This is a genomic window from Intrasporangium flavum (genome assembly GCF_001956915.1).
Lineage (GTDB): Bacteria > Actinomycetota > Actinomycetes > Actinomycetales > Dermatophilaceae > Monashia > Monashia flava.
On the sequence record NZ_MLJO01000021.1, the window covers coordinates 68,289 to 95,063 of the forward strand.

Sequence of the window (26,775 nt, forward strand, 5' to 3'; positions counted from 1 at the left end):
GGGGTCGGCCGCGGGCCGAGGCCCGGCGCGGTCCCGAGACACGTTCGACCCGGCGACCGGCGAGTTGCCCTACGACACAAGGCGGTTCCGTGCCCACATCCTCATCCGGCAGCTTCTTCCGCTCGCTCCTCGCCACCCTGCTCGGGCTGCTCGCCGTCGTCCTGCTGCCCGTCGGTCTCGTCGCCTTCTGGGCCTCGACGACGCTCACCGACACCGACGCCTTCGCCCAGGAGCTCGGCCCCGTCGTCAGCCAGCCGAAGGTCCAGGACGCCCTCGCCGACTCGGTGACCACGGGCGTCCTCGACGCCATCCGGCTGCAGCCTGCCGTCGAGGGCGCGCTCGAGCCGGTCATCCGCACCGAGGCCACGAAGATCGTCGCGAGCAGTGCCGTCCGCAAGGCGTGGACGGAGTCGGTGCGCAGCGCCCACGAGCAGTTCGTCGCCGCCATGCGGGGGCGGGGCAACACCAGCGTGGGCTCCGACGGACGCGTCTCGCTCGTCCTGCAGGTGCCGCTGCCCGGCGTCTCCGCGGCCCTGCAGCAGGCCGGCGTCCCCGACATCGCCTCGGCCCTCAAGCCGACCGTGCGCGTCCCGCTCGTCGACGCGTCGCAGATGTCGACGGTCCAGCGCGTGTACCGCGCGACGTCCGCGTGGGGCACGTGGGGGCCGGCCGCCGTCGCGGCCCTCGGCCTCCTCGCCGTCCTCGTCGCGGTGCGGCACGCCCGGGCTCTGGGCTGGCTCGCGCTGGGCTGGGGCGTCGTGTCGCTGCTCGGGATCGTCGCGATCATGATGGCCCGCGGCCCCGTCGTCGACCGCGTCGGCTCTCCCGTCGCGCGCACGGTCGCCGACGCCGCCTACGGCGTCGCGGCGCGAGGACTCTACGTCGAGCTCGCGGTGGCTCTCGGCGTCAGTGTCGTGCTGCTCGTGGTCGCCGGGGTGTCGGGGCGAGTGGGCCGCGGACGCGCGGCGTACTGACGCGTCCGCGCACCTGCCCCACGGGGTATGGGGTGGGGAGAGGCGCGTCAGGAGGGCACGCCCCGAACAAGGAGAGCACATGGGTATCGGACTCGGGATCTTCCTTCTCGTGGTCGGTGCGATCTTCTACTTCACCAACCTCGACTCGAACGTCCTCAACCTCAGCAGCAGCACCGGCAACACCATCGGCATCATCCTCATGGTGGCTGGGGCCCTCGCGATCATCCTCGGGCTCATCATGAACGCCCAGCGCACCCGCACCCAGCACACCGTCGTCCAGGAGCGACGAGGTGGGCCGGACGTCGTCGAGCGCCGCGACGGTGACGTCGTCGAGCGCCGGGTCGAGCACCGCGACGACGCGTACTGACCGCTGGGGTCCACTCGCTGGGCCCACCCGAACCACCCACGGACGCCGTTGCCGCCCCCCGACGACGCGTCCACCCGCCGGACCTCCCTCCCACGTCCGGCACCGCACACGACCGGCGACCTGAGCACCTGAACCCATCCGCTCGGGTCGCCGGTCGTGCTGTCATGAAGAGGTGACGACGACCTCGCCGCGGCCTTCGCGCGGCCCGGAGCCACGCTCGCGCGGGCGCACCGCCGCGGAGATCGACGCGGCGACACACCCCGGGCGCGACCGCTGGGCCGACATGCTGCGCGCCGGGTCGCTCCTCGTCGTCGTCCTCGGGCACTGGCTCATGGTCGACATCACGGCCGACGGCCACATCTCCAACGCGCTCGTCGCGGTGCCGGCCCTGCAACCGCTCACGTGGGTGCTCCAGGTCATGCCGCTGTTCTTCCTCGTCGGTGGCGTGGCCCACGCGCACGCCCTCGAGTCGCTCGACCGCCGATGGCCCTCGCCGCGGGGCCGGTACGCCGCCTTCGTGCGGTCCCGCGCGACGCGCCTGCTGCGGCCGACGGCCGCGTTCCTCGTCGCCTGGGTCGGTCTTGGCGTCGTGGCACACCTCTCCGGCCTCACGTCCGGCTCCTCCGACCGGGCCCGGCTCGCCCGCGACGCGCTCGTCCTCGTGCCGCAGCTGCTGTGGTTCGTCGGCATCTACCTCGGGGCCTGCGCCTTCGCGCCGCTCATGCGGCGGCTGCACCTGCGGTTCGGCGTGTGGGTGGTCCTCACCCTCGTCGCGGCGGCGTGCGTCGTCGACGCCGTGCGCTTCGGAGGCGGCCCGGAGCTCGTCGGCAACCTCCAGTTCGCCCTCGTGTGGTTGGCCCTGCACCAGCTCGGGTTCCTCTGGCGCGACGGGCTGCTCACACCACGCATCGGTGCCCTGATGGCCGTGGGCGGCTACGCGACGATGGCCCTGCTCGTCGGGCTCGGGCCCTACCCGGTGTCGATGGTCGGCCTGCCCGGGGAGGCCGTGTCGAACATGGCGCCGCCGACCGTCGCCCTCCTCGCGCAGGGCGTCGGCATCTGCGGGGTCGCGGCCGCGCTCCACCCGCTCGCCGACCGGGTCCTGGCTCGGCCCCGGGTGTGGAAGGGGGTCGTGCTCGCGAGCCCCTTCGCGATGACGGCGTTCCTCTGGCACCTCACGGCCCTCATGGTCACGCTCCTCGCGCTCCGGGCCCTCGGCGTCACCCAGCCCGCGGTCGCCACAGTGTCCTGGTGGCTGACGCGTCCGGTGCTCTTCGTCGTGCTGGGCGCCGTGACCTCCGTGCTGGTCCTCGTCTTCGTGCGGTTCGACCGCGGTCCGCGGTCGGCCGGAGCGGCCGCCACCGGGCCGGTCGAGACGCGCCGGTGGCCCGACCCGCTCGCCGCGGTGGCCGCCCTCGTCACGTTCTTCGGCATCCTCATGGTCTCGATCGTCGGCGTCGACATCCTCGGCAACCGTGCGGTCTTCTTCCTCGTCGGCGACGTCACGCCGGCCGTCGCGTTCGGCGTGCTGCTCTGCGGCACAGGCCTGCTGGCCGCCACCCGGCCCAGGGAAAGCGCGCGTCGCCGACGCGTGTGGCACGATCGCACGGACGACGACCTCCCGACGGAAGGACGACCCCGATGAGGCTCAAGCTCGAGCTGGTTCCGCTGCCCGTGTCGGACGTCGACCGCGCCATCGCCTTCTACGTCGACACGCTCGGCTTCACCAAGGACGTCGACGTGCAGCCCGCCGACGGCGTCCGGGTCGTCCAGGCGACGCCGGAGGGCTCCGCGTGCTCGATCGGCTTCGGCACCGGCCTCGACGTGTACCGGGGCGAGCCCGGCAGCATCCGCGGCCTGCACCTCGTCGTCGAGGACGTCGACGCGGCCCGCGCCGAGCTGGTCCGGCGCGGCGTCGAGGTGAGCGAGGTCCACGACTTCGGCGGCGGCGTCCGGGGCGCGAGCTTCGCCGACCCCGACGGCAACACCCTCGAGCTGCAGGAGATGGCCTGGCGTCGGGGCGAGGCCTTCTAGTCCGGACAAACCACGGGCGGCCGGGGAACCCCTGCTGGCACAGTGGCGACATGGACGGGGCTGACCTGCCGATGGGCGCGCTCGCCGAGGCGATGCGTCGGGTGCTGCCGCCAGGCTCGCGCCGACGAGAGGTCGAGCACGACGACACCCTCGTCGTCGACGTCGTCGCCCGGGCCGACGACGTGCTCGTGCGCTTCCGCTGGATGGGCTACCCGTACGACCTCGGCTTCGCCCTGGACCCGGGCAGCGCGTACGCGCCGTTCGACGGTGCCGACGACTGGGCGGGACAGGCCGTCCTGCTGCTCGACGAGGAGCTGGGCACGGGTCTCGTGGCACGGGCCCGTCGTCACGAGCGGGACGGCTTCATCGAGCTGACGTCGCCCGACGTGCCGAGCGACCGGCGCTGCTACGTGCAGACGGTGCGACCAGGAGCTGACGTCGGGTGGAACGCGGTCCCGTTCGTCCGGCGCGACGGGCTCGACGCGTCGGTGGCCACGTCGCGACGCCGGGACGGGACGTTGCTCTCGTGGCATCTCGCCCACGTCGACGACGTCAGCGGAGCGCCGTACGTGGGCCACGCCGTCGTCGTGCGCCTCGACGCCGACACAGCCCTGCTCGAGGAGTGCGTCACCACGCCGGGGACCCCGGGTTCGGTGACGCTCGACCTCTGCCGGCTCGCCGCCCACTCCGCCTCGTGGCACGGGGCCCGGAGCGTCGTCACCGACCTCGAGCACCCGGCGCTCGGGATCCTGGGGTTCGAGGACCGGGGTGGGCAGCGGGTGCTCGACACGCGGTTCCTGTCGGTCGACCACGACGCAGCGGACCGGCTCGTCGCAGCCCAGCCGGACTGGCGGCCACCCCGAGCCCGCCGTAGATGGGGACGCTTGCACATCGCGTCCTCCTGAATTCGGGTGACGGGTGCGGGTCCGCCTCGGGAGTACGGGTTTGCGCCAGCGATGCGTCACGCGGTGCGCACGCGCAGAGCAACCGCGCACCGCTGGTGGAGGTGCTCACCTGACCGGAGAAACGGCCTTAACCGGTCGAACCGGTGAGACTGGTTGGCACACCGAGCCCCGACGCGTCACACTGCCGTCGTGTTCAAGTACGTCGTCGACGACCGGGAGCTGCCGACGCAGGTCGCCGGGCACCCGGCCCTCGAGCTGTGCAACACGAGCGCCGGCTGGGACCTGCCGACCGCCCGCCGCGGCGAGTACCTCACCTCCTACGACGACCTGGCCGTCTGGGCCCGCGAGGTCGGCCTCGTCGACGAGGTGGCCACGGTGCGCCTGCGCCGCGCAGCCGCCGCACACCCGAGCCGGGCGCGCGCCATCCTGCGCGAGGTGCACCGGCTGCGCACCGACGTGCACGACCTCGTCCTGGGCGGGGCCGGCCCCGCGGCGCTCGGACGCGTGGGCAGCCTTGCGGCAGAAGCGCGTCAGTGCCAGGCGCTCGAACGCACGGCAGGCGCCACCCGCTGGGTGTTCACCCGTGACGCGGGCCTGCACGAACCGCTGTACGCGGCCGCGCTGAGTGCCGCCGACCTGCTCACCGCGGACACCCCGGTCGCCGTGTCGGCGTGCCCCGGCGACGCGTGCGGCTGGGTCTTCCTCAACCCGAGCGGCCGGCGTCGGTGGTGCATCATGGCCGTCTGCGGCAACCGGGCCAAGGCCCGCGCCTACGCCGAGCGCCACGCGTCGACGGAACCCGCTGCCCCCTGACGCGCCGCCCCTGACGCAGCGAAGGAGCAGCCCGTCCGGGTGACGGGCTGCTCCTTCGACGGGATCGGACGCCGACGGCGCCCGACCGTGAGGGTCAGAAGGCGGACTCGGGGACGTCCATGAGGTCGTTGTCGATGGCCTCGGCGATGGAGCGCTCGGCGGCGATCTTCGGCAGGACGTTCTTGGCGTAGAACGAGGCCGCGGCCACCTTGCCCGTGTAGAAGTCGGCGTCCTTGCCCGAGGCGCCGGCCTCGAGCGCCTTCTGCGCGACCTCCGCCTGGCGCAGCAACAGCCAGCCGACGACGAGGTCGCCCGCCGACAGCAGCAGGCGCGTCGTGTTCTGGCCGACCTTGTAGAGGTTGGACACCTCGCCGCCCATGCGCGGGTCGCTCTTCATGAGCGTGTCGATCATGTGGCCGAGGATCCCCTGGACGTCCTCGAGGGCCCGGCCGAGCAGCTCACGCTCGGTGTCGAGCGAGCCGCCGAGGTCCTTGGCGAACTCCTGGATCTGGCCGGCGACGTGCTGCAGGGCCTGGCCCTTGTCGCGGACGATCTTGCGGAAGAAGAAGTCGAGGCCCTGGATCGCCGTGGTGCCCTCGTAGAGGGTGTCGATCTTGGCGTCGCGGACGTACTGCTCGATCGGGTAGTCCTGCAGGAAGCCCGAACCGCCCAGCGTCTGCAGCGACTCCGTGCCGAGCAGCACCCACGCGCGTTCGGAGCCGAGGCCCTTGACGATCGGCAGGAGCAGGTCGCTGACGCGGTTGGCGAGGTCGGCCTCGGAGCCCTTCTCGACCGCCGCGGCGGGGTTGCCCTGCTGGGCCTGGTTGACGGTGTCCTGCTGGCTGGCCGTGTAGATGACGAGCGCGCGCAGGCCCTCGGCGTAGGCCTTCTGCAGCATGAGCGAGCGGCGCACGTCGGGGTGGTGGGTGATGGTGACGCGCGGGGCCGACTTGTCGGTCATCTGCGTCAGGTCGGCGCCCTGGACGCGCTCCTTGGCGTACTCGAGCGCGTTGAGGTAGCCGGTCGAGAGGGTCGCGATCGCCTTGGTGCCCACGAACATCCGGGCGTTCTCGATGACCTTGAACATCTGGGCGATGCCGTCGTGGACGTCGCCGAGCAGGGTGCCGACGGCCGGCTCGTTCTCGCCGAAGGTCACCTCGCAGGTCGTGCTGACCTTGAGGCCCATCTTGTGCTCGACGTTGGTGACGTAGGCGCCGTTGCGCTCGCCGAGCTCGCCGGTCTCGAGGTCGACGTGGAACTTCGGGACGATGAACAGCGACAGGCCTTTGGTGCCGGGGCCGGCGCCCTCGGGGCGGGCGAGGACGAAGTGCACGACGTTGTCGACGAGGTCGCTCTCGGCGCTGGTGATGAAGCGCTTGACGCCCTCGATGTGCCACGTGCCGTCGGGCTGCTGGACTGCCTTGGTGCGGCCGGCGCCGACGTCGGAGCCGGCGTCGGGCTCGGTGAGGACCATCGTCGTGTGCCAGGCCTTGTCGACGACGTGCTTGGCCAGCTTCTTCTGGTCGTCGGTGCCGAGGTGCCACAGGAGGTTCGCGAACGAGTAGCTCGCCGTGTACATGTGGATCGCGGGGTTCGCGCCGCAGACCATCTCGGCCACCGACCAGCGCAGCGAGGCGGGCACGACCATGCCGCCGAGCTCGGCCGGCACGTCGAGGTTGCCCCAGTCGCCGTCGACGTACGCGCGGAAGCTCTTCCGGAACGAGTCCGGCATCGTGACGCTCTTGGTGGCTGGGTCGTACACCGGCGGGTTGCGGTCGGAGTCGAGGAGGCTGTCGGCCAGCTCGTGCTCGGCGAGGCGGGACACCTCGCGGAGGATGTCCTTGGCGGCGTCGACGTCGAGGTCGCCGTAGATGCCCTGGCCGAGCACCTCGCCCCGGCCGAAGACCTCGAAGAGGTTGAACTCGAGGTCGCGCACGTTGCTCTTGTAGTGGCCCATGGGGTCCTCCACCGTTCTGTCGCTGGGACCGTCGTCGGTCGCTGGAGCTGTCTGTGGACGGTCGCTCGGTCGCCACGCGCACGGCAGCGGGCGCACCAAGTTACTGGCCGGTCACATCCATGATGCTACCGACCGGTAATGAGCGCAAGAGGGGCGTCCCGGACGGCCTCGTCGCGCGGGGTCCTTCCCGGGGTGGGGCGCGGGGTGGTGCTCCGGCTACGGCGCGCCGGCGGCGTCGCGGTCGGCGAGGCCGAGCATGACGAGCAGCTCGGCGAGCCGGCCCTCGAAGAGCTCCTCGGCGTCGTCGATGGCCCACTTGAGGTGGCCGAACACCTCGGTGGCCACGGCGCCGTAGAGGCTCTGCCAGCAGTACACGTAGAGCATCGCGGCGTTGATGTCGATGGGCAGCCCCACGCCCCGGACAAACTCGTCGAGCTGGGCGCGGACTCCCTTGGGGATCGGGCGGTTCCACCGCATCCCGTGACCCTCGCGGTCGATCTCGGCGAAGACCTCGAGCCACACGAGGGCGAAGCCCTGCCCGCCGTCGGCCGAGCCGTGCTTGTCGTCGTGGTCGACGACGACGCCGGGGATCGGGGCGCCGAACAGGAGCGAGAACTCGGGGACGTGCGACAGGGCCCAGAGCCGGAATGCGCGGGCCGTGTGGCACAGCCGCTCGGCGGCGCTCGCACCCTTCCGCTCGTCGCGGGCGGCGTAGAGGTGGGCGCCGAGCTCGCCGTAGAGGTCGACGCAGACGCGCCCGAGGAGGGCCTCGCGCGAGTCGAAGTAGCGGTAGATCGCCGGGGCCGTCATGCCAACCCGCTCGGCGACCGCGCGCACGGTGACCGCCTCGACGCCGCCCTCCACGAGCAGCTCGCGGGCAGCGTGGCTCAGCTCGGCCTGGGTGGCGGCGAAGAGCCGCTCGCGGCGGGTGGATTCGGTCTTGACGGGATCCGGCACGTCAGAACTATAGTTGATCGCGCTAGTTAACGTTGTTCACCAACACGAGCAAGAGTCATCGGAGATGAACATGTTCCAGACCTTGGGTCGCGTCGTCACCGACGGCCGACGCGTCGTCGTCGCCCTCGCCGTGCTCGTCGCCGTCGCCGCCGGCGCGTTCGGCCTCGGTGTCTTCGGCTCCCTGACCAACGGCGGCTTCGACGACCCGAACAGCGAGAGCGGCCGCGCCGCGACCCTGCTCGAGTCGCGCGTCGCCCGCACCTCGCCCGACCTCGTCGTCCTCGTCGACAGCCCGCACTGGACGGTCGCCGACCCGGCCTACCGAGCCACCGTCGAGTCGGCCCTCGCGGCGCTGCCGGCTGCCGACGTCGTGGCCACCCACACGTACTGGAGCACCCGCAGCGACGCGTTCGTCGCGCCCGGCGGCCACACCACCTACGCCGCGGTGACCCTGCGCGACCCGCAGGTGCTCACGCAGGACGCCGCCGCCGTCGACACGCTGCGCAGCCGGCTGACCGACGCGGGCTACGGCGTCCGTCTCGGCGGTCCGGCCGGCGCCAACCTCGACATCTCCGACCGCGTCGCCGCCGACATCGGTCGCGCCGAGTCCATGTCGATGCCGATCCTGCTCGTCCTGCTCGTCGTCATCTTCGGCAGCGTCGTGGCGGCCTCGCTGCCGCTGCTCGTGGGCGGCCTGTCGATCGTGGGCGCGTTCGCCGCCATCCGGGCGGTCACCTCGTTCACCGACGTCAGCATCTTCGCGATCAACCTCGTGACGATCCTCGGTCTCGGGCTCGCCATCGACTACGGCCTGCTCATGGTCGGGCGCTTCCGCGAGGAGCTCGCCGCCGGGCACGACCGCTTCGCCGCGACGCGTCGGACCGTGGCCACCGCCGGGCGGACCGTCGCCGTGTCCGCGGCCACCGTCGCCGTCGCCCTGTCCGGGCTGCTGCTGTTCCCGCAGACCTTCCTGCGCTCCATGGGGATCGGCGGGATGGCGGCCGTCCTCATCGCCGCGGTGGCCGCGGTCGTCGTGCTGCCCGCCGTCCTCGCGATGCTCGGCAACCGCGTCGACCGGTGGTCACTGCGCCGGTCGCACCGCGTCGAGCGCGGCACCGGGTTCTGGTCGCGCCTGGCTGAGCTCGTGATGCGGCGACCGGTCGTCTTCCTCGCCTCGGGCCTCGCGGTCCTCGCGGTGCTCGCCGCCCCCTTCCTCGGCGTGCGCTTCGGTGGCGTCGACGAGCGGGTGCTGCCGGCTGACGCCGAGACGCGGCAGGTGAGCCAGGTGCTCGCCCAGGACTTCGGCGTCACGACGACCGACCCCGTCGTGGTCGCCGCGACGCTCGACGCGCCGGTCGCCTCCGCCGAGGGCCAGGCCGTGCTCGGCCGCTACCTGGCCGACCTGCGCCGTCTCGACGGCGTGACGGGTGCGCAGGTCGTCGGGGCCGACGGTGACCTCGCCGCCGTCTCGCTGACCTACCAGGGGGAGTCGCTCGACCAGCAGGCCAAGGACGTCGTCGCCGGGGTGCGCGGGCTGCACACCGACGGTGTCCGCCAGGCCCTCGTCACCGGCCCGACGGCGCAGCTCATCGACCGGCTCGACTCGATCGGCGCGACGCTGCCGCTCATGGGCCTCGTCGTGGCCGGCGCGACGTTCCTGCTCCTCTTCCTGGCCTTCGGCTCGCTGCTCATGCCGCTCAAGGCGATCCTGCTCAACGTCGCGACGCTCGCCGCCACCCTCGGCGTCGTCACCTGGGTCTTCCAGGAGGGGCACCTGTCCGCGTGGCTCGGCTTCGAGTCCACGGGCTTCGTCGAGGCCACCCAGCCGATCCTCGTCATGACGCTCGTCTTCGGCCTGTCGATGGACTACGAGGTGTTCCTGCTCTCCCGGATCCGCGAGCAGTACGACCGCAGCGGCGACAACCGCGCGGCCGTGGCGGCCGGCATGCAGCGCACGGGCCGGATCATCACCTCGGCGGCCCTGCTCATCCTCGTGGTCATCGGCTTCTTCTCGGCGTCGTCGATCACCTTCATCAAGCTCATCGGCGTGGCGATGATCGTCGCGATCGTCCTCGACGCGCTGCTCGTGCGCATGGTCGTCGTGCCGGCCACGATGCGGCTGCTCGGTGACGCGAACTGGTGGCTGCCCGGGCCGCTGGCGCGGGTGTACTCCCGGTTCGGCATCCGCGAGGAGGGTGATGCGTCGGGGGCGCAGGGCGAGCCCGGCGCGGCGGGACCCGGGGCGACGCCGCGTCCCGACCCGGTGTCGGTGGGCTGAGCCGCCGCGCCGCGGTCGGGCGGCGGACGCACGAAGGGCCCGGTCGCGAGACCGGGCCCTTCGTCTTCTGGAGCAGGCGGCACGGATTGCACGTGCGTCTTCCTTCTGGAAGAAGGCTGTTCTGCTACTGAACTACACCTGCGAGGCGTCGCCCACCGTAGCGGACGCCCGCCCCGACCGTCCAACCGGACGCGCCGTCACGCCCTGGCACGCTGCGCCGCACTCCGGCGCGCTCCGGGCACGCCCCACAGCTCGGGGACGTGCCCGGGGCGACGGTGCTCAGCCGTGCCGGACGCGGCGCGCGAAGGCCGCGGAGCGCGTCCGAAGCTCCTCGACGCGGCGGTCGACGAGCGCGTGCGGGTCGAGGCCGCCCTCGAGGGCGTTGGGCAGCCGTCGCACGTGCGCCGAGCAGCTGAAGTCGGCGTGCACGAGCGTGCCGAGGCTGTTGCCCTCGCGCCCGGCGGCGCCGGCGCGGCGGGCGACGAACAGCGACACGTCGCCCGTGGCGAAGACGTCCTCGCACCAGGCGCACATGGCACTGCGGCCGCCCTTCTTCTCGCTCGCCCGGAGCATGAAGCCGATCGGCTCGTCGTCGACGGGCACGACGACGTACGCGCGCTGCGGGTTGCTGCGGTCGGTCCAGCCCAGGTAGTCGAGGGCCTCCCAGCCGTCGGCGGTGAACGACTCGAAACGGTTGGGCATCGGCGCCTGCTTCGCCTCTCGTCGCGAGCAGTTGACGAGCGAGGCGCGGATCTCGTTCTCGGACAGTGGTTTCACGGTGGTTCCTTCGTCGTGCGGTGTGCGGGCACGACCGGATGGCCCGGCCGGCCGGGTTGGTCAGGAAGGGTTCAGCGGTGGAACCGGTCCGCTGAGCAGGCCATGACGGCCACCCACCTCTCCGCGGGCCTCTCCCGCTCACGACGACACGATGCCCCGCATCCGAGAGCGAGGCGCCGTCCATGGTGCGACGGATGCCGCCCGGAGTCCAGCGAGTTTCCGGACCTGACCGCCGTGTCGCCCATGTGCCGACACGCCGTAAAGGCGACGAATCGGTCTGTCCTTATGCGGAGTTCGCGACCTTTGGGCTGGCAACTGTTGACCAAGGTCGGGTCGACCGCACACCCGGCCCCACGCGTCTGTCACCGTCGACGGGTGTTCATCGTCCGGGGTCTTCCCCGGACGGCCCGCCGGGCGCCGAATCCTGTCCGCCGGTGGGGCAGTCGGGCAAGACCGCGGACAGGAACGGGGGACCCACTTCCGGGCCGCACAGCCGGTCCTCGGGGTGAAGCCGCACCTGCGGCCGGGCCACTTCCGTCCGAACCCGACAGCTCACCTCGTAGGCGTGGAAGGGATCCCCCATGTCCACGACAACCCCTGCACGTCGCACCTCCCTGTCCTCGCTCGCCCTCACGGTGCTCCTCGCAGGCGCCCTCCTCGTCGGGACGGGGGTGGCGCCGCCCGGCCAGACCGAGGCGCGCTCGAGAGCGACGACCGTGGCGCCGACGCACATCGTGCCGGCGTCGTACACCATCTCGGCCGCCACCGGCCTCACGGCCGTTCGCATCGCGGCGGCCCAACGCGGCAAGCCGTACCGCTGGGGCGGAGCCGGCCCCTGGTACTACGACTGCTCCGGCCTCGTCTACTACATCTACCGGACGCGGCTGCACCACTCGATCCCGCGCACCGCGAACAACCAGCGCCTGTGGGCGGTTCGCATCTCGAAGTCGCAGATCCGCCCGGGCGACCTCGTCTTCTTCATGTCCTACGGTCGGGCCTACCACGTCGGCATCTACGCCGGCCGAGGCCTCATCTGGCACGCGCCACGGCCGGGCCAGTACGTCAAGCTGGTGCGGATCTGGACGACGGCCTGGGTCGCTGGCCGCGTCCGCTGAAGACCGCTCGTCGGTCGGCGTCCCCTCACCGACGCGTCAGCGGCGGTAGTCGACCGACGAGTACTTCAGGACGCGCTGGAGCACGTACCTCCCGTCGCCCTGCGGGTCGAGGAGCGCCGGGCGCGCCTGGCGGATCATGACCGTCGGGCGCATCCGGACGTTGACGAGCGTGGTGCCGCGGAAGGAGAGGTCGAGGATGATCCCCTCCTGGGTCTCCTGCCACCAGTCCTGGCCGAAGAGGTAGTTGCCCGGGCTGGACAGGACGACCCCGACCCCGCCCGCCGCACGCCGGCCCAGCAGGAGCGGTCCGGCCACGTGCGTGCCCGAGCCGATGACGTGGTCGCAGCCCGCCTCGGCGAACCAGCGAACCTGCTTCTGCTGCAAGGGCCAGAGGTCGTCGTGGTACTCGGCGCCGCCCCACCACTGCGGGTTGCAGACGACGAGGTCGGCACCTCCGGCACGGGCCCGCTTGACGCCCTCGACGATGTTCGCGCGGGTGATCCAGGGAACCCCGGGCGTGTCACGGTCGGCGCGGGCGACGCCGGCGACGTCGTTGACGGCCACGAACCCGACGCGGATGCCGGCGACGTCGACGAACGCCGGGCGGAGCGCCTCGTCGAGGTCCATCCCGAGCCCGGTGCGGGGGATGCGGTACTTGTCCATGAGCCGCAGGGTCGACCGGATGCCGCGAACTCCCTTGTCGCTCATGTGGTTCGCCGCGAGGTACACGACGTCGAGGCCGAGCGTGTCGCGCCACCGGGGCAGGACAGCCTCCGGCACGCTGAAGACCGTGGTCGTGCCGAGCTGCGGCGTGTAGTCGCCGTCGGCGACGATCGGGCACTCGTGGTCGGCGATCGCGACGTCGGACTGGCGCACGACCCGTGGTGTGGCGCCACGGTTGCCGGTGTCGACGGGCTGGACCGTGCGGTAGGGCCGCTCGTACGGCGGGTCCACCACGGCACCGCCCGCGTACCGCGCTGTGCCCCCCTCGAAGACCCAGTCCCAGCCGCGACCACGGGCGACGGCCTGCGTCGCGGCACCGCGGTCGGAGCACAGGCTGCCGAGGTTCGTCATCGTCCAGACCGTCGACGCGTCGTAGCTCGTCCAGCGCGGGTCGAGCGCCGCAGATCCCGTCGCCGTGCCCGAGACGGGATAGGGCAACGCGCGAGCGGCCTTGTCGCCGAACAGGTCCGGGCCGAACATCCCGTACGGGCCGGGACCTGCGATCGAGAGCACCTTCGTCGCCGGCTCGACGAGCCCGGGCGGCAGGAGGGCGACGCGCCCCGGGGCCGCCCGCACGACGTCGACGATCCGGGTGGCGTCGGTGCACCCGCCGCGCGGTGTCATCGGCGGGTTCTCGATCGAGACCCCGCACGGCACCACGAGCGACCCGCGGGCTGCGAGGGCGCGCAGCTCGTCGAGCGTCACCGTCGCCTTGAGGTTCTGCAGGCCGGTGACCACCGCGAGCGGGAAGGAGGTGGGGACCGCATCCTGGCCGGTGGTGTCCGAGGGCGTCGGAGCGAGGCTCCCGGGTGGTGTCGTGCCGCCCGGCGGCACGAGCGGCGTCAGCCCCGTCCCTGAAGGCGTCGCCGGGGACGGTCCGACGGTCACGGTCCCGTGTGCGGTGGCGTCGGGAGCGGCCGGGCGTGCGGGGCCCTGCCCGGAGCAGGCCGCGAGGGCTGCCACGAACGCGACGGCGGTCGTGGTGCGGAGCGCCCCTGCCCATCCCACGCGTCCAGCGTAGGCGCGGACCTGCCCGGCCCCGCGGAGAACACGCGTCGCGCGCCCGCGGGGCCGGGCTCGACCGGCTGTGCCTGCCGGGTCCGGCTGGGCCCGGCTGGGCCCGGCTACGTCCGGGGTGCGTCCGGCCCGTGCCCACGCCGGTACCAGTCGCGCCAGATGACGCGGTGCAGCGGGACGAGCCGCGGGATGTCGCGCAGCCCGGGGATGAACGGCAGGAGCACGAGCAGCAGCGACAGCACCATCATCAGGCCCCAGACGAGCGCGTCGGCGTTGTCGGACGTGCTGAACGGCGGGATCTGGTACCAGAACGTGTAGAGCCACAGCCACGGCTGCCCGGGGTAGTTGCCCGTCTCGTTCATCATCCCCCACTGGTCGCCGCCGAGGCTGCGGGCGCGGGCCTGGTCCTCGAGGTAGGTGCCGTCGGCGAGGAGCAGCAGCCGACGCGTCGGGTCGAAGCCGTAGAACGAGCCGTTGCTGACCATCTGCTCCAGGCCGCCGGTGGCAGCGACCTTCTGGTAGCTCGTCGCCAGCGTCGGTACGGGTCCGTAGTCGCCGGAGGCCACCTGGGCCGGGTCGCTGTCGGGGGCGGCGCCGAGGGCGGTGACGTAGGCGCCGGCCCAGGCCGTGCGCTGCTCGTCGCTGGCCGTCCGCCACCGCCGCAGGGCGAGGCTGAGCGCCGGGTCGCCGGCCACGGACTGGAGCGGGGTGATGACGAAGTCCTGGGCGGCGTCGATCGGGTAGGTGACGCCGGCCAGCTTCTGCAGGGGCAGCCCGAGGAGCGTCTGCCCGTCCGACGCCGTGTTGTACGGCGGCCCGTAGCTCGCGGTCGTGCTGTCGCCCGAGAGCTCCGCCGCGGCCGTCGTGACGACGTCGTTCGGGGCCGTGCGGGCCCAGTCCTGCAGCGAGATCGCCCGCTCGTCCGGCGAGCCGAACGCGATGGCCAGCGCCAGCGTCAGGACGACGACGCCGACGAGCGCGATGACGAACTCCTTGACGAGGTCGTAGGGGCGGGTCGGGAACGAGTGGGCGTCGGGGGTGCGGCGTCGGCCCCGATGGGTGGCGCGTGCGTCCGGTGGACGCGTCCGGGTGGTGGTCATGATGTCGACACCTCCTCCGAGGACGTCCTGTCGGCGTCGTCGCCGAGCTCCTCGCCGATCGGCGGCACGACGCCGTGGCGTCGCACGAGCACGATGTGGAGGACGGCGATCGCGCCGACCGCGAGCGGGAGCAGGGTCACGTGGAACAGGAGCATCTGCCCGGTGTTCAGGACGTTGAAGTAGGCCCCGACCCCGACGGAGTTGAGACCGTCCTTGGCCTGCGTGCTGATCCACTGGCTGTCGAAGTTGCCCTGCACGAGGTAGCCGGTGAAGGCCGTGCCGATCGACACGAGGAAGGCGACGACGCCGGTGACCCACGTCAGCGCGCGACCGCCGCGCCAGGCGGCCATCCAGAACTTGCCCCACAGGTGGATGACCATGAAGAAGAAGAAGAGCTCGACCGACCACAGGTGCAGGCTGTTGACGAAGTGGCCCGTGGACGAGGTGTGCCACCAGTCGACGCCGCCGAGGGCGAGGATGCAGCCGGTGACGACGACGACCGCCAGCGAGGCGAGGGTCAGGACGCCGAAGACGTAGATCCACGACGACACGTACGCCGGCTGCCGGTCGGGCAGCGCCTCGCCGGGCGGGACGGTGCGCTCGATGCGCGTGCGCAGCCGCGCGGTCCACGTGTCGCTCATGGCCGGGCCCCCGTCGGTGTGTCGGGGACGGCTCTCGACTCGGGCTCGGGCTCGAGGCGCGGCTTCGGGAAGGGGAGGAGCAGGGCCGCCACGAAGACGACGACCATCAGTCCGATGATGACGACGTTGGCGAGGGACACGTGGACGACACCCCAGTCGAGGTAGGTCCCGGCCTCGCCGTCAGCTGCGAGCACCAGCATGGCGCGACTCCTTGTTCTCGGAGCAGTGGAGGTGTCCTCCCCGGCACGCGCTGCGCTGTTCGTGACCCTTCGATCATCCACTACTACGTCGCGTAGGAGGCAGGATGCGGGGAAAGTCACAGGCCCCCTGTCCGCCGGAGCGGGCAGGGGGCCTGGGTGCTGGAGCGAGCGACGGGAATCGAACCCGCGTATCCAGCTTGGGAAGTCCGTCGACCATGGGCCCCACGTTCGAGTCGCGCCCGACCCGGTGACCGTGACTGCCCACGAAGACCCGTTGCGGTCAGCCCCATGTTGCACGCAGGTTGCAGCCGAGGCCAAGCATCCATTGTGGGCTCTAGGTGTCCCGCAGGGCCCTCAACCTGGCACCCTCGAGATCCCGACTCGGCGGAACCCGGACACGGGAAGCCGGCTCCCACTAGTGTGCCGAGCGCCCTCCGAAGGGGTTCGGAGGCGGAAGGAGCCAGGGTGACACCTGAGGCTGTGGAACTAACCAAGTACGTCGTGGCCGTTGTGGTGCCTGCCATTGTTGGACTGCTCACTTTGGGGTTGTCCAATCGCCACAACCGGAGTCAGGCGCGGGCCGAGCATGCACACCAGAAGGTGCTCGCCGACACGGCCTCACAGGAAGCCCGCATCGAACGGAGATATGAAGAGCGACGCGCGGCTTATGCCGCCCTCATTGACCAGGCGTCGTCTTTGAGACAGGAAGCCTTGCTGCTGGAGTTCGCCGGAAAGGACCGTCCGAGCGATTACCTCGACCCCCCAGATCTGGAGACTCACTTCAGCGAGCTTCGCCGAGCGCTCAACGAGGTTCTGCTCTTGGGCACCAAGGAGACAAGAGCTGCTGCTGAGCGTGTTGGGGGCAGGACCGAGGCGTTCGTTTGGTCGTGGGAGACCGATGACTACAGAAACCTGGACCACGCACTGATCGAGTTCCGGGCGGCGGCCAGGGCTGACCTAGGTATCGAAGGAGGCGCGGAGGAGGTCGCTACCAGCAAGCCAGCTCCTCCACTCACCCGCAGAGGCGCCGCGAAGGCGTAGTGGGGGACGCGATGCCGGCCATGGGCCTTCAACTTCAGTCAGTGCAAGCACCGTGGTGTGGCCAGCTCGAGGGGGGCATAGGGCCCGATGCGTCGCGCACCGTCTTCGTCCCGAACCGCGCCGGACGGTCTGGGTTCCCTTATTCCTGAGCACGGTTCGCGTCCGTTGGCGTCCGGTGCTGGGCGGCCGGATGCCGACCGATTGTCACTCACTTGGTCACCCAGGTTCTCGGCGCCTCTCGGGCATCCGCAGTGCCCTGAGGTGGGCCGCCGCTCGGGTGTGCTGTGATTGCGCCGTGATCGAGTCAGCGGAGGAGTTCAAGCGTTGGTGGGATGCGCCTCAGTCGCTTGAGCGTGTGAAGAAGCTTCGCGAGCCTGCCGCGCCGGAGGTTTGGCGCGAGATCGTGGATCAACACCCCGAGTGCCGCGCGGAAGTCGCTTGGCGTCGCGACCTTCCGTTGGAGCTCCTTGCTGACCTTCGGTCGGATGATGACGAGCACGTTAGGTGGCGGGTGAGATCCAACGGAAGTTGGCTTGCGGCTCACCCGGAGGACGCTGAGCCTTGGCGCGATGACCCGGATATCCCGATCACCTTCCGTCTCAGCGATGACGAGCGTGAGCTACTCCGTAGAGGGCTGGGCGAGTGGGGCGGCCCTGCCAATTGCACGGAGGAGTTGGCGCAGGCCATGGGCTTCCAAGGTGTGGCCGACCTGTTCGAGGAAGGCCGCAGGATCGGCGCGGCCATTGCCGCCGGACAGGCCGTGAGTCGAACGGACTGGACGAGAGCGCTGCTTGCAACGGAGATCGTGTTTGTGAGCGACGTGGTCGGCTCTGGCTGGGACTGGGAGACCACCACGGGGTACACCGACTCGGCCACGCTCACCTTGCTGCGTGGGCTGCAGCGCAAGATCGTCTGGGGCGGGGTTGTTGGCGGGGTATTTGGCACACGTCCCCCGCGATCGGCGCCTTAAGTCGACCAGGAAGAGTCACCGAACCCATAGCGGAGCACAAGAGCCCGACGGAGTGGCTGGGTCAACGGTGGCCGGAGGTCATCACGTAGTGACGCGAAGCGCCGTTGACGCAGTCCGGAGTCGGGCGGATGCTCAAGCGTCGGGTCGGCGACTCGGAGGTTAGTTGCCCCGTGAGGAACCACAGCGTTTCTCCTGGTCGCCGGGTGGCGGGGCCGGTGAGCGGTGGGGGTGCGCGTAGGCGCGCCAGCGCCGAAGCGCGGGGGTCCCTGCCGTGAGCCGGCCTGAGCCAGTCGGTTGGCGCGGCGGAGCCGCGCCCTTGATCTCTTAGAGCCCTGCCCAGCAATGAGGAGGTCGTCGGCTTGCAACTGCGGCCGGAAAACCCGCGGCGGTTCCGCGGGCACATTGGTACGACCGATCCGCGGCATTAGTTGCCACTGGGTTCGGCCGCCGGATGTCGTCGCGCTCGGATAGGTTGCCGAGGACGCACGAGAGAAGGGGGCATCGTGGCGCTGACCACATCCTTGGCAGGCCGGGTTCGAAACACGAGCCTCCCGAAGAGCCATGCGCTCCTGCCTCTCCTCGAGGCGATCGTCAACGGCATCCAGGCGATCGACGCGCGGCCCGACGGCTCCGACGAGCCCGGTCGGATCGATGTGAGGGTGCACCGAGACTCTCAGGCAGAGCTCGATTTTGGCCCAGCCCACCCCGGGCGCGCGCCCATGAAGCCGATCGTCGGCTTCACCATCGCGGACGACGGCGTGGGATTCACGGCGCAGAACATGTCCTCTTTCGAGACTTTGGACAGCGACTACAAGTCGAACCTCGGCTGCCGCGGGGTCGGTCGGCTTCTGTGGCTGAAGGCCTTCGAAAAGGTGTCGGTCCGAAGCGCTTACGAGGACGAAAAGGGGGAACTCCGGGGACGGCAGTTCAAGTTCTCCGTCGAGCACGAGGTCGAGCATGACGGCGACGCGGACGGATTCGCTCGGCCCGGCGCGGTCGTGAGCCTCGAGGGCTTCAAGAAGTCGTTCCAGCAGCACGCACCCAAGGGCGTGGATGCCATCGCGCGCGAGGTGTTCGAGCACTGCATCTGGTACTTCCTTCGGCCCGGCGGCGCGCCAGTCGTGACCATCGCGGACGACGATGAGTCAGTGTCGCTGACCGCCCTGATGGAGGAGTTCGTCGACTCGGCGATGACGTCGTCGACGGTCGAGGTGAAGGGCCAGAAGTTCGACATGCTCAACCTCCGGCTCAAGGCCACAGCGCGGAACTCCGTGCCCCGTCTTCATTGGTGCGCGGCGAGCCGGGTGGTCATCGAGGAGAATCTGAGCGGGAAGGTGCCGGGACTGCACGGCAAACTCAAAGACGATGTCTCAGGTGAGTTCGTCTACGCGTGCTATCTGACCTCGGACTTCCTCGATGAGCGCGTCCGCGCCGACCGCACGGCCTTCGACATCAGCGACCGCGTCCCTGGTCAGCCACTGATCGACGATCTCTCGCTGGACGACATCCGCGATGCTGTCTTCGAGGAAGTCGGGAGAATCCTGAAGGACCCCCTCGAGTCGGCCCGTGAGGAGGGTAAGCAGCGAGTCCATGAATTCGTGACCAAGCGCGCGCCGCGATATCGGCCCGTTCTAGCCAAGATCGAGGAGCGCGGCATCACGGTTGATCCGGCCGTCAAGGACCAGGATCTCGAGCTTCAGCTCCATCGGCATCTGCAGAAGATCGAGTCCGAGGCGTTCGTGCAGGGGCAGGTGATCTTCGCGGAGGCCGAGGCAGAGCCGGCGGAGGACTACGCGGAGCGACTCGCCGCCTACCTCGCGACCGTCAGTGAGATCAACCAGTCGGACCTCGCTGCCTACGTCTCGCGCCGCAGGACCGTGCTCGACCTGCTCGGACGGCTGATCCGCGCCGACAAGGACGGGAAGTACAGCCGGGAGGACGCGATTCACTCGCTGATCGTGCCGATGCGGACGGAGTCCAACGAGCTCACCTCCGACGCGTCGAACCTGTGGATCATCGACGAGAGGCTCGCGTTCCACGACTACCTAGCCTCCGACAAGACGCTGAAGAGCATGCCGGTAACGGGGTCCGAGTCCACCAGGGAGCCCGACATCCTCGCAACGCGGCTCATGGACTCGCCGGTACTCGCCGCCGAGGGGCGGAAGTTGCCGCTGCCGTCGATCGTCGTGGTCGAGATCAAACGCCCGATGCGCAAGGACGCCACTGAGGACAAAAACCCGATTCAGCAGTGCCTCGACTACGTGAAGCGGATACGGGCTGGAGGAGTGCTCACCGCGACGGGGCGGCCCATCCCGCCGACGCAAGACCCGCCGGCGTTCTGCTATATCGTCGCCGATCTCACGGACAAGATGATCGAGCGATGCGAGATCTCGAATCTGCGGCCGACCCACGACGGCCTCGGGTACTTCGGCTTCAACGACTCGGCGAGGGCGTACATCGAGGTCATGAGCTTCGACGGGCTGGTCAACTCGGCCACGGAGCGCAACAGGGCGTTCTTCGACAAGCTGGGCTTGCCGTCCAGCTAGTCGGACCGCTTTGAGCGGTTAGCCGTCGACGGTCGGGTGCATGATCACCCAGGAACTAACGTCGCCCCAAATGGACAGCGGATCAATCATGGGCTGCAAGTCCTGCCGCAGGGGATGGCTTTCCCCGCGGAGCGCCCGCTCTGCGACAGCACGCCCGACCCCGGCCACTACGTCCGCTACCTGCACTCTGGCGTCGGTCTTCGAGTCGACCTGATGAATGGCTTTGACGACGACCCCGCCGCCTGCAAGTGAGGGGGCAACAAAGTCGGGCCTTGCCAGGTGGTACTTGATGTACTCGATGGTCTTCGGGGTCAGCACCTTCGCCTGGTCGTGCACCACGATCACATCCTGACCAGAACGCTCGCCCCAGTTGCGGGCAGTCTGGCCGATCGCGGAGATCACCGGATCAAGGGTTCGGAGCTTCTCACTCGCGTCCAAGCCAGCCTGCTGGCGGGCGAGAGACAGTAGGTGATCGGTTCCTCCCCAGATCATGCAGATGATGTTGTTGAGGAGGCCTGAGCACTCCCGGCCCACGGCGATGAGCTGTGCGCGAAGAGTGGCGAGGTGTCTCCGGATCTCGGCTTCGTCGGGCGAGCGGAGCAGACGGTTGTACGTGTCGAGGGTCTCGTCCCACTTCGGCCCGAGCTCCTCCCCTGCCCGGGAGTACAGGAACATCGCGAGCCGGAGCGCCTGGTCGTCCGCGTAGATGTCGACTCCAGCCGAGTGCATCTGCTCCTCGACGGTGGAATCGAACAGCTTGCACGTCAGGAAGTAACGCTTCTCCGTCAGGGTGACCAACGCATTGCCCGCGACCGCGGGGTGGCGCAGCAGCCACTGCGCGGAGCGCAGATTCTTGGGCCTGAGAAGGTCCTTCGACTTCAACTCCGCCGATTGGGCGTTCGTCCGATGCCGAAGCTCTGCCATGAGGCTCTCGGCTTGCGCGAGCGCAATGGCCACGCTTCCGTGCGCGAAGACCGTTGAGTGGCCGCCGAACAGGTTCTCGCCGTCGTTTCCGGACTCGTCACAGGCGACCTCGACCGTCGACGCGGTGCTGCGCATTAAAGTCGACGCGGTGCTGCGCATTAAACTTGGACCTTTCCCTGACGGTACCGGGGGTCAGTCTGCCGCATAGGCTAACCATCCGGCTGTGATTTACCGCGCGCCCGGCCGACCACTTGCCGATCACCTACCTCCGATCGACGCCACGAGCCTTAAGGATGCCTTCCAGATGCTCGCCCTGCCCGCCGGCAGACCGGGAGTCCTGCGCACGAAGGTTTCGGACTGGAAGCCCAGCAGGTGAGCAGCGTGCCAGATCCGGGATGATTCTCGGATGTGGAGCGAGTCGACGGCTGAGGAGCTTGCGCGGGATTGGATCGCGGGTTCAGGTCACCGTTGGGCCCATCTGTCGGCCGTCGGTCGGCTTGCTGAGGAGACCAGGGCTCTAGGCGCGAGCATGTCGTCCGCAGTGGTCCAGGCTGCGGGCGCCACCCCACGTCGTGGCAACTGGCGAGCCAACGTCGGGTGGGCGCAGGCCCTCGCGGCTGCGGGGCTCCCCGAGGGCTTCCACTTCCACGACCTGCGCCACACGGGCAACCACCTCGTCGCCCAGTCGGGGGCCTCGACGCGAGAGCTGATGCACCGGATGGGGCACTCGACGATGCGGGCCGCACTCATCTACCAGCACGCCACAGAGTCCCGGTCGCGCGCGCTAGCGGACCGCCTCAACGACCTGGTCGCCGCGCACCGGGGACCCGCGTCGCAGGACGTGGACGACGGCACGTAATTGCACGTTCGTTGCACGCGCCACCAAGGGCTCCGCCCCATAGATAAAGCCGCAGGTCGGGAGACGTGTCCTGACCTGCGGCTTTGGTGTGGAGCGAGCGACGGGAATCGAACCCGCGTATCCAGCTTGGGAAGCTGGCGCTCTACCATTGAGCTACGCTCGCACGGGCCGCCGGCAGGTGCCCCGCGAGGGGCGTGAGGCGGCACGCGGCGTCAGTGTAGCCGACGCTCCACCACCTCCACGCACCGTCTCCCCAAGGCCCGACACCACCATGGACCTCGCCAAGCAGACCGCCCTCGTCGAGCACGCCCGGGCCCGCGGCGGTGACTCCACGCAGGTCGCGGTCACCCTCGAGCAGTTCTTCGACGGCAACGACTGCGAGTGGTGCATCGCGCCCAACCGCGACGAGTCCATGCCCCTCGAAGCGGTCCGACGCGTCCTCTTCGCCCTGCGCGAGCAGCCCGAGGTGCACGACGTGCGCGTCGAGCTCGACGCGCTCGAGTTCCAGACCTACCCCGACGACGAATGGCCCTACGCCAGTGGGGTCGCCGTCATCACGACGCTGATGCCCGAGGAGGTCGACGCCATGACCATCGACGCCGAGACCAGCCCGAGCGGCGGCCCGTCCACCCAGGTGGACTGGCTCGTCGACGCCCCCGCGATGCCCGACGGCCACCACTACGTCGGGGTGTGGTGGGAATGAGCGAGCGCCTCGTCCGGTCGCGACCCGAGCAGGTCACGGCGCCCCTCTGCTACCACGCCGAGGGCCCCGTCTGGTCGCCGTCGTGGGGCGGACTGCGCTGGGTCGACATGCTCGCCGGCGACGTCCTGACGCTGCATGCCGACGGCTCGGTGGCCTCCCTCCACGTCGGCGAGGTCGCGGCGTTCGTCCGGCCGCGGACGAGGGGCGGCTACGTCGTCGGCACCGAGCGCGGCCTCGCCCTCGCCGACGACCCCGACGCCGAGCCGACGCCGTGGCTGACGCTGTGGGACGACCCGTCGGTGCGGATGAACGAGGGCGGCTGCGACCCGCAGGGCCGGCTGCTCTGCGGCTCGATGCCCTACGACCGCACCCCGGGCGGCGCCCGCCTCTACCGCGTCGACCCCGACGGACGCGTCACGACCGTCCTGCCCGACGTCACGATCTCCAACGGCATCGACTTCTCGCCCGACGGCGCCCTCGCCTACTACGACGACACCCCGACCGGGCGCACCGACGTCTTCGACGTCGTCGACGGCGAGCTGACGGGCCGCCGGCCCTTCCACACCGCCGACGTCGGCCACCCCGACGGACTGGCCGTCGACTCCGCGGGCAACGTGTGGGTCGCGCTCAACGGGGCCGGACGCGTCCGCTGCGTGGCGCCGTCGGGCGAGGTGCTCGCCGAGGTCGAGGTGCCGGCGCGGCTCACGACGGCGTGCGCGTTCGGCGGCGACGACCTGTGCGACCTCTACGTCACGACGTCGCGGGAGAACCTCAGCGAGCCTGAGCCCGAGGCCGGCTCGGTCTTCCGGGTGCGCGTCGCCGTGCCCGGGCGGCCGGTGCTGCCCTTCGCGGGCTGACGCCTCAGCCGCGGTAGGCCGCGCCACCTCCCGGGGCGTAGGCGTGGAAGCCGCCACGACGCGGACGACCTGCCGGCGGGAACGGCGCGGGGCCGGGCTCCGCGTCGTCACCGGCGCCCGGGTCGACGCCGAGCAGGCTGCGCGTCAGGCGCTCGCCGTCCGACAGCAGCTCGTCGAGGGCGATCCCGAGGTGGTCGTCGGCCGGGGGCTCGTCGGCGATGGCCGCGGCGAGGACGGCTCGGCGCACCAGCTCCTTGGTGAACGAGGCGGTCGTCCCCTCCGTGCGGGCCGTGGCGGTCGACATCGCCTCGGCGCTGAAGAGGTGCCCGCCGTAGAGGCGCAGCAGCGCGAGGCGGCCCTCGGCGTCCGGCAGCGGGATCTCGGCCGCGAGGTCGACCCGGCCCGGGCGCTGGGCGAGCGCGACCTCGAGGTCCTCCACCCGGTTGGTCGTCAGCAGGAACGCGACGTCCGCGTCGGCGTCGAGCCCGTCCAGGGTGTCGAGGACCTCGAAGAGGAGCGGCGACGGGCCCATGCCGAAGGACCGGTCCTCGGCGACCAGGTCGCAGTCCTCGAGGACGACGATGGCTGGCTGGTGGGCGCGGGCGATGCTGGCGGCGGCGTGGATGTGGCGCAGCGAGCCACCCGCGAGGAGCACGGCGGTCGTGCCCGGGGTGCGGGCGAGCAGGTGGCGGATCGTGTGCGTCTTGCCGGTGCCGGGCGGGCCGTAGAGCAGGACCCCGCGCTTGAGGTGCTGACCGGCGTCGCGCAGCCGGCTGCGGTGCTCGCCCATGCCGACGACGTGGTGGACGACCCGGTCGAGCAACCCGTCCGGGAGCACCACGGCGCTCGCGTCGACGTCGGGCCTGGGCACGAAGGTGATGCCGGCGAAGCCGTGGCCGAACGGCTCGTCGACGAGGGTGACGACCTTGCCGCGCAGCACGCTCAGCTCGTCCATGAGTTCGCGGAGTCGGGTCACGAGGGCGTCGGCGGCGTCGCGGTCGGGCGCGAGCACCTCGAGGCGTCCCTCCTGCCGCCCGTACTGGGGCGCGCTGCCCTGGACGCGGACGGCGGCAGGGCGGCCCTCGAAGCGCAGCAGCCAGATGCCCGACGTGATGACCTGGCGCACCTGGTCGGCGGCCGGGCCGGTGTCGAGCCGGTCGTAGTCCACCTGCCCCACCCGGACCGGCCCGCGCGGGCCGTGCTGGAGGATGTCGCCGAGCGTCAGGTGGTGGCGCATGTCGCCGGAGAGGCCGATGACCCTGGCGTGCGCGTCGTCCCCGGCGACGGCCTCGAGCGCGAGGTCGGCGTCGACGGCCCGGTGGTGCGGGACCGGCTCGCTGACGACCGGCAGCCCGGCGGACGGGACGCCGAGGTGCTCGGTGAGGACCGGTTCGAGCGCGTCGCCCCCACTGTCGTCGGGCAGGTCCTCGAGCATCCGCCGGATGAGCCGCTGGAACTGGACCGTGAACTCGCGGGTCTGCTCGACCTCGCCCCCTGACTGCTCCGTCATGACCCAACGGTAGGTGGTGATGCCGCCGCGCGGGGGTGAGCGGCGCCCGGACCGACCGGGGCCCGCACGGTAGCCTCGACCCGTGCTGCTCTCCGACAAGGACATCCGGGCCGAGGTCGACGCCGGTCGCGTCGTGCTCGACCCGTGGGACGAGAACATGGTCCAGCCGTCGAGCGTCGACGTCCGGCTCGACAAGTTCTTCCGGCTCTTCGACAACCACAAGTACCCCTACATCGACCCGGCGGCCGAGCAGCCCGAGCTGACGCGCCTCGTCGAGGTGGGCCCCGAGGAGGAGGGTTTCGTCCTGCACCCGGGCGAGTTCGTCCTCGGCTCGACGCTCGAGACCGTCACCCTGCCCGACGACCTCGCGGCGCGCGTCGAGGGCAAGAGCTCCCTCGGCCGGCTCGGCCTGCTGACCCACGCGACGGCCGGCTTCGTCGACCCCGGGTTCTCCGGCCACGTCACGCTCGAGCTGTCGAACGTCGCGACGCTGCCGATCATGCTCTATCCGGGCATGAAGATCGGCCAGCTGTGCTTCTTCCGGCTCAGCAGCCCGAGCGAGAACCCTTACGGCTCAGGCAAGTACGGCTCGCACTACCAGGGCCAGCGCGGCCCCACCGCGAGCCGGTCGTTCCAGAACTTCCACCGGACGCAGGTGTGAGCGCGACGCTCGAGGGCCCGGCCCGCGTCGACGCCCCGCCCACCGAGGACGGCCTCCCGCTCGCGACGCTCGTGTGGCACGCGCGTCCGGCGGACGCGCGGGTCGTCGTGCTCGTCCTGCACGGCGGCGCCATCGACGGCTTCGAGCCGAACCGGCCGTGGTCGCACAACGTAGCGCGCCTCGTGCCGTTCGCCCGGGCCCTGGCCACCCGCGTCCCCGGCCCGGTGGCCGTGGCCCGGCTCCGGTTCCGGGTGCGGGGCTGGAACGGCGCCGACGCGATGCCGGTGCTCGACACGGAGTGGGCCCTGCGCGAGCTGCGCGAGGCCTACCCCGGCGTGCCGATCGGGGTCGTCGGCCACTCGATGGGTGGTCGCACCGCCCTGCACGTCGGCAGCGAGCCCGACGTCCGTCTCGTCATCGGCCTCGCGCCGTGGATCGAGCCGGGTGACCCGGCGCCGGGAGCCGCGCAGCGCACTGTCCTCATCCACGGCGACCGCGACATCATCTGCGGACTGAGCCGGTCGCGCTCCCTCGTCGAGCGGATGCAGGCCGACGGGCTCGACGCCTCGCTCGTGCGCGTCGAGCGCGGCGACCACGCGATGCTCGTGCGCTGGCCGCTCTGGACCCGTCTCGTCACCGGCGTGGTGGCGGCCACCTTCGCCGCCGAGCTCGGCCACGCCGAGGAGCCGCCGACCGGACCCGAGGGGGCCGTCGTGGCCCAGATCGTCCACTCCGGGGGCGTCGTCATCGACATCTGAGCCCCGACGCGTCCGGCGCGGGACGTGCGCCGTGGCGGAGTTGGCGTGGTGCTCAGGCCTGATCCGCCGCGCGACGTGCGCCGTGGCG

At 70.9% G+C, this 26,775-nt stretch carries 25 protein-coding genes, 1 tRNA gene and 1 riboswitch; of the genes, 16 read left to right on the forward strand and 10 right to left on the reverse strand.

Annotated features, from left to right (window positions below):
• Positions 1-89 precede the first annotated feature (89 nt).
• The 6 genes from BIV28_RS15455 (at position 90) to BIV28_RS15480 (ending at position 5,093) form a co-directional block, all read left to right on the forward strand.
• A complete protein-coding gene (locus BIV28_RS15455; protein WP_076263298.1) occupies positions 90-974 on the forward strand; it encodes a hypothetical protein in 885 nt (294 codons plus the stop codon).
• 79 nt (positions 975-1,053) lie between these two features.
• On the forward strand, positions 1,054-1,341 hold the full coding sequence (locus tag BIV28_RS15460; protein WP_076263300.1) for a DUF6458 family protein: 288 nt from the start codon (positions 1,054-1,056) through the stop codon (positions 1,339-1,341).
• 172 nt (positions 1,342-1,513) lie between these two features.
• Positions 1,514-2,986 carry an acyltransferase family protein gene (locus tag BIV28_RS15465; protein WP_207556023.1) on the forward strand — a complete coding sequence of 491 codons (1,473 nt, stop codon included), beginning with the start codon at positions 1,514-1,516 and terminating at the stop codon, positions 2,984-2,986.
• Positions 2,983-3,375: a VOC family protein gene (locus BIV28_RS15470; RefSeq protein WP_076263302.1), complete on the forward strand. Its 393-nt coding sequence runs from the start codon at positions 2,983-2,985 to the stop codon at positions 3,373-3,375. The genes BIV28_RS15465 and BIV28_RS15470 overlap by 4 nt, the downstream gene beginning before the upstream one ends.
• Before the next feature lie 50 nt (positions 3,376-3,425).
• Positions 3,426-4,280: a hypothetical protein gene (locus BIV28_RS15475; protein ID WP_207556024.1), complete on the forward strand. Its 855-nt coding sequence runs from the start codon at positions 3,426-3,428 to the stop codon at positions 4,278-4,280.
• Positions 4,281-4,469: 189 nt separating this feature from the next.
• The gene (locus BIV28_RS15480; protein ID WP_076263305.1) at positions 4,470-5,093 is read left to right on the forward strand and encodes a CGNR zinc finger domain-containing protein; all 624 of its coding nucleotides are present in this window, start codon (positions 4,470-4,472) and stop codon (positions 5,091-5,093) included.
• Positions 5,094-5,187: 94 nt separating this feature from the next.
• Here BIV28_RS15480 and BIV28_RS15485 read toward each other — a convergent pair whose 3' ends face one another.
• Complete coding sequence (locus BIV28_RS15485) at positions 5,188-7,050, reverse strand: acyl-CoA dehydrogenase (protein WP_076263307.1); 1,863 nt, start codon at positions 7,048-7,050, stop codon at positions 5,188-5,190.
• 216 nt (positions 7,051-7,266) lie between these two features.
• Complete coding sequence (locus BIV28_RS15490; RefSeq protein ID WP_076263308.1) at positions 7,267-8,007, reverse strand: TetR/AcrR family transcriptional regulator; 741 nt, start codon at positions 8,005-8,007, stop codon at positions 7,267-7,269.
• A gap of 70 nt (positions 8,008-8,077) precedes the next feature.
• Between BIV28_RS15490 and BIV28_RS15495 the strand changes: the two genes are divergently transcribed.
• Entirely contained in the window at positions 8,078-10,285 is a 2,208-nt protein-coding gene (locus BIV28_RS15495; RefSeq protein WP_083707408.1) for an MMPL family transporter, read from the forward strand.
• A gap of 279 nt (positions 10,286-10,564) precedes the next feature.
• On the opposite strand, the gene BIV28_RS15500 is transcribed toward BIV28_RS15495, so the two are convergent.
• Positions 10,565-11,062: an FBP domain-containing protein gene (locus BIV28_RS15500; protein WP_076263312.1), complete on the reverse strand. Its 498-nt coding sequence runs from the start codon at positions 11,060-11,062 to the stop codon at positions 10,565-10,567.
• Positions 11,063-11,503: 441 nt separating this feature from the next.
• Positions 11,504-11,640: riboswitch (cyclic di-AMP (ydaO/yuaA leader) on the forward strand.
• A 3-nt stretch (positions 11,641-11,643) separates the two neighbouring features.
• Here BIV28_RS15500 and BIV28_RS15505 point away from each other — a divergent pair.
• Entirely contained in the window at positions 11,644-12,177 is a 534-nt protein-coding gene (locus BIV28_RS15505; protein WP_083707396.1) for a C40 family peptidase, read from the forward strand.
• A 36-nt stretch (positions 12,178-12,213) separates the two neighbouring features.
• Here BIV28_RS15505 and BIV28_RS15510 read toward each other — a convergent pair whose 3' ends face one another.
• From BIV28_RS15510 to BIV28_RS15525, 4 genes are all read right to left on the reverse strand, one after another.
• Positions 12,214-13,908 (reverse strand): CapA family protein, encoded by a 1,695-nt coding sequence (locus tag BIV28_RS15510; protein WP_076263314.1) that lies wholly within the window; start codon positions 13,906-13,908, stop codon positions 12,214-12,216.
• 116 nt (positions 13,909-14,024) lie between these two features.
• Positions 14,025-15,017 (reverse strand): hypothetical protein, encoded by a 993-nt coding sequence (locus BIV28_RS15515; RefSeq protein WP_076263316.1) that lies wholly within the window; start codon positions 15,015-15,017, stop codon positions 14,025-14,027.
• Positions 15,014-15,658 carry a cytochrome b N-terminal domain-containing protein gene (locus tag BIV28_RS15520; RefSeq protein WP_076263317.1) on the reverse strand — a complete coding sequence of 215 codons (645 nt, stop codon included), beginning with the start codon at positions 15,656-15,658 and terminating at the stop codon, positions 15,014-15,016. Before BIV28_RS15520 ends, BIV28_RS15515 begins: the two co-directional genes overlap by 4 nt.
• Positions 15,655-15,858: a hypothetical protein gene (locus BIV28_RS15525; protein WP_076263319.1), complete on the reverse strand. Its 204-nt coding sequence runs from the start codon at positions 15,856-15,858 to the stop codon at positions 15,655-15,657. The genes BIV28_RS15520 and BIV28_RS15525 overlap by 4 nt, the downstream gene beginning before the upstream one ends.
• 465 nt (positions 15,859-16,323) lie before the next feature.
• Here BIV28_RS15525 and BIV28_RS15530 point away from each other — a divergent pair, with 465 nt between their 5' ends.
• The 3 genes from BIV28_RS15530 to BIV28_RS15540 all read left to right on the forward strand — a co-directional run bounded on the left by BIV28_RS15530 (position 16,324) and on the right by BIV28_RS15540 (position 20,415).
• Positions 16,324-16,899 carry a hypothetical protein gene (locus tag BIV28_RS15530; protein WP_207556025.1) on the forward strand — a complete coding sequence of 192 codons (576 nt, stop codon included), beginning with the start codon at positions 16,324-16,326 and terminating at the stop codon, positions 16,897-16,899.
• 295 nt (positions 16,900-17,194) lie between these two features.
• Positions 17,195-17,869, forward strand: coding sequence for a hypothetical protein (locus BIV28_RS20075; protein ID WP_207556026.1), 675 nt, complete (start codon positions 17,195-17,197; stop codon positions 17,867-17,869).
• A 503-nt stretch (positions 17,870-18,372) separates the two neighbouring features.
• Positions 18,373-20,415, forward strand: a complete 2,043-nt coding sequence (locus BIV28_RS15540) for an ATP-binding protein (protein WP_076263322.1) — start codon at positions 18,373-18,375, stop codon at positions 20,413-20,415.
• 18 nt (positions 20,416-20,433) lie between these two features.
• Here BIV28_RS15540 and BIV28_RS15545 read toward each other — a convergent pair whose 3' ends face one another.
• Positions 20,434-21,498 carry a DUF3800 domain-containing protein gene (locus BIV28_RS15545; RefSeq protein ID WP_076263324.1) on the reverse strand — a complete coding sequence of 355 codons (1,065 nt, stop codon included), beginning with the start codon at positions 21,496-21,498 and terminating at the stop codon, positions 20,434-20,436.
• A 370-nt stretch (positions 21,499-21,868) separates the two neighbouring features.
• Here BIV28_RS15545 and BIV28_RS19785 point away from each other — a divergent pair, with 370 nt between their 5' ends.
• Positions 21,869-22,198 (forward strand): tyrosine-type recombinase/integrase, encoded by a 330-nt coding sequence (locus tag BIV28_RS19785; protein WP_242653078.1) that lies wholly within the window; start codon positions 21,869-21,871, stop codon positions 22,196-22,198.
• A gap of 89 nt (positions 22,199-22,287) precedes the next feature.
• On the opposite strand, the gene BIV28_RS15555 is transcribed toward BIV28_RS19785, so the two are convergent.
• Positions 22,288-22,361 (reverse strand) — tRNA-Gly (locus BIV28_RS15555).
• 108 nt (positions 22,362-22,469) lie between these two features.
• Between BIV28_RS15555 and BIV28_RS15560 the strand changes: the two genes are divergently transcribed.
• Positions 22,470-22,901, forward strand: coding sequence for a hypothetical protein (locus BIV28_RS15560; protein ID WP_076263325.1), 432 nt, complete (start codon positions 22,470-22,472; stop codon positions 22,899-22,901).
• Positions 22,898-23,758 (forward strand): SMP-30/gluconolactonase/LRE family protein, encoded by an 861-nt coding sequence (locus BIV28_RS15565; RefSeq protein WP_076263327.1) that lies wholly within the window; start codon positions 22,898-22,900, stop codon positions 23,756-23,758. The genes BIV28_RS15560 and BIV28_RS15565 overlap by 4 nt, the downstream gene beginning before the upstream one ends.
• 4 nt (positions 23,759-23,762) lie before the next feature.
• On the opposite strand, the gene BIV28_RS15570 is transcribed toward BIV28_RS15565, so the two are convergent.
• Positions 23,763-25,268: an AAA family ATPase gene (locus BIV28_RS15570; RefSeq protein ID WP_083707398.1), complete on the reverse strand. Its 1,506-nt coding sequence runs from the start codon at positions 25,266-25,268 to the stop codon at positions 23,763-23,765.
• Positions 25,269-25,350: 82 nt separating this feature from the next.
• Here BIV28_RS15570 and dcd point away from each other — a divergent pair, with 82 nt between their 5' ends.
• Complete coding sequence (gene dcd, locus BIV28_RS15575) at positions 25,351-25,929, forward strand: dCTP deaminase (RefSeq protein WP_076263329.1); 579 nt, start codon at positions 25,351-25,353, stop codon at positions 25,927-25,929.
• Positions 25,926-26,687, forward strand: a complete 762-nt coding sequence (locus BIV28_RS15580) for an alpha/beta hydrolase (RefSeq protein ID WP_076263330.1) — start codon at positions 25,926-25,928, stop codon at positions 26,685-26,687. Before dcd ends, BIV28_RS15580 begins: the two co-directional genes overlap by 4 nt.
• Positions 26,688-26,775 lie beyond the last annotated feature (88 nt).

Bases quoted from the DNA above. Each gene is read 5' to 3' on its own strand.
- BIV28_RS15460 (WP_076263300.1), top strand. From the start codon at position 1,054: ATGGGTATCGGACTCGGGATCTTCCTTCTCGTGGTCGGTGCGATCTTC.
- BIV28_RS15470 (WP_076263302.1), top strand. From the start codon at position 2,983: ATGAGGCTCAAGCTCGAGCTGGTTCCGCTGCCCGTGTCGGACGTCGAC.
- BIV28_RS15475 (WP_207556024.1), top strand. From the start codon at position 3,426: ATGGACGGGGCTGACCTGCCGATGGGCGCGCTCGCCGAGGCGATGCGT.
- BIV28_RS15485 (WP_076263307.1), bottom strand. From the start codon at position 7,050: ATGGGCCACTACAAGAGCAACGTGCGCGACCTCGAGTTCAACCTCTTC.
- BIV28_RS15495 (WP_083707408.1), top strand. From the start codon at position 8,078: ATGTTCCAGACCTTGGGTCGCGTCGTCACCGACGGCCGACGCGTCGTC.
- BIV28_RS15505 (WP_083707396.1), top strand. From the start codon at position 11,644: ATGTCCACGACAACCCCTGCACGTCGCACCTCCCTGTCCTCGCTCGCC.
- BIV28_RS15515 (WP_076263316.1), bottom strand. From the start codon at position 15,017: ATGACCACCACCCGGACGCGTCCACCGGACGCACGCGCCACCCATCGG.
- BIV28_RS15520 (WP_076263317.1), bottom strand. From the start codon at position 15,658: ATGAGCGACACGTGGACCGCGCGGCTGCGCACGCGCATCGAGCGCACC.
- BIV28_RS15525 (WP_076263319.1), bottom strand. From the start codon at position 15,858: ATGCTGGTGCTCGCAGCTGACGGCGAGGCCGGGACCTACCTCGACTGG.
- BIV28_RS15545 (WP_076263324.1), bottom strand. From the start codon at position 21,498: ATGCGCAGCACCGCGTCGACTTTAATGCGCAGCACCGCGTCGACGGTC.
- BIV28_RS19785 (WP_242653078.1), top strand. From the start codon at position 21,869: ATGTCGTCCGCAGTGGTCCAGGCTGCGGGCGCCACCCCACGTCGTGGC.
- BIV28_RS15560 (WP_076263325.1), top strand. From the start codon at position 22,470: ATGGACCTCGCCAAGCAGACCGCCCTCGTCGAGCACGCCCGGGCCCGC.
- BIV28_RS15565 (WP_076263327.1), top strand. From the start codon at position 22,898: ATGAGCGAGCGCCTCGTCCGGTCGCGACCCGAGCAGGTCACGGCGCCC.
- BIV28_RS15570 (WP_083707398.1), bottom strand. From the start codon at position 25,268: ATGACGGAGCAGTCAGGGGGCGAGGTCGAGCAGACCCGCGAGTTCACG.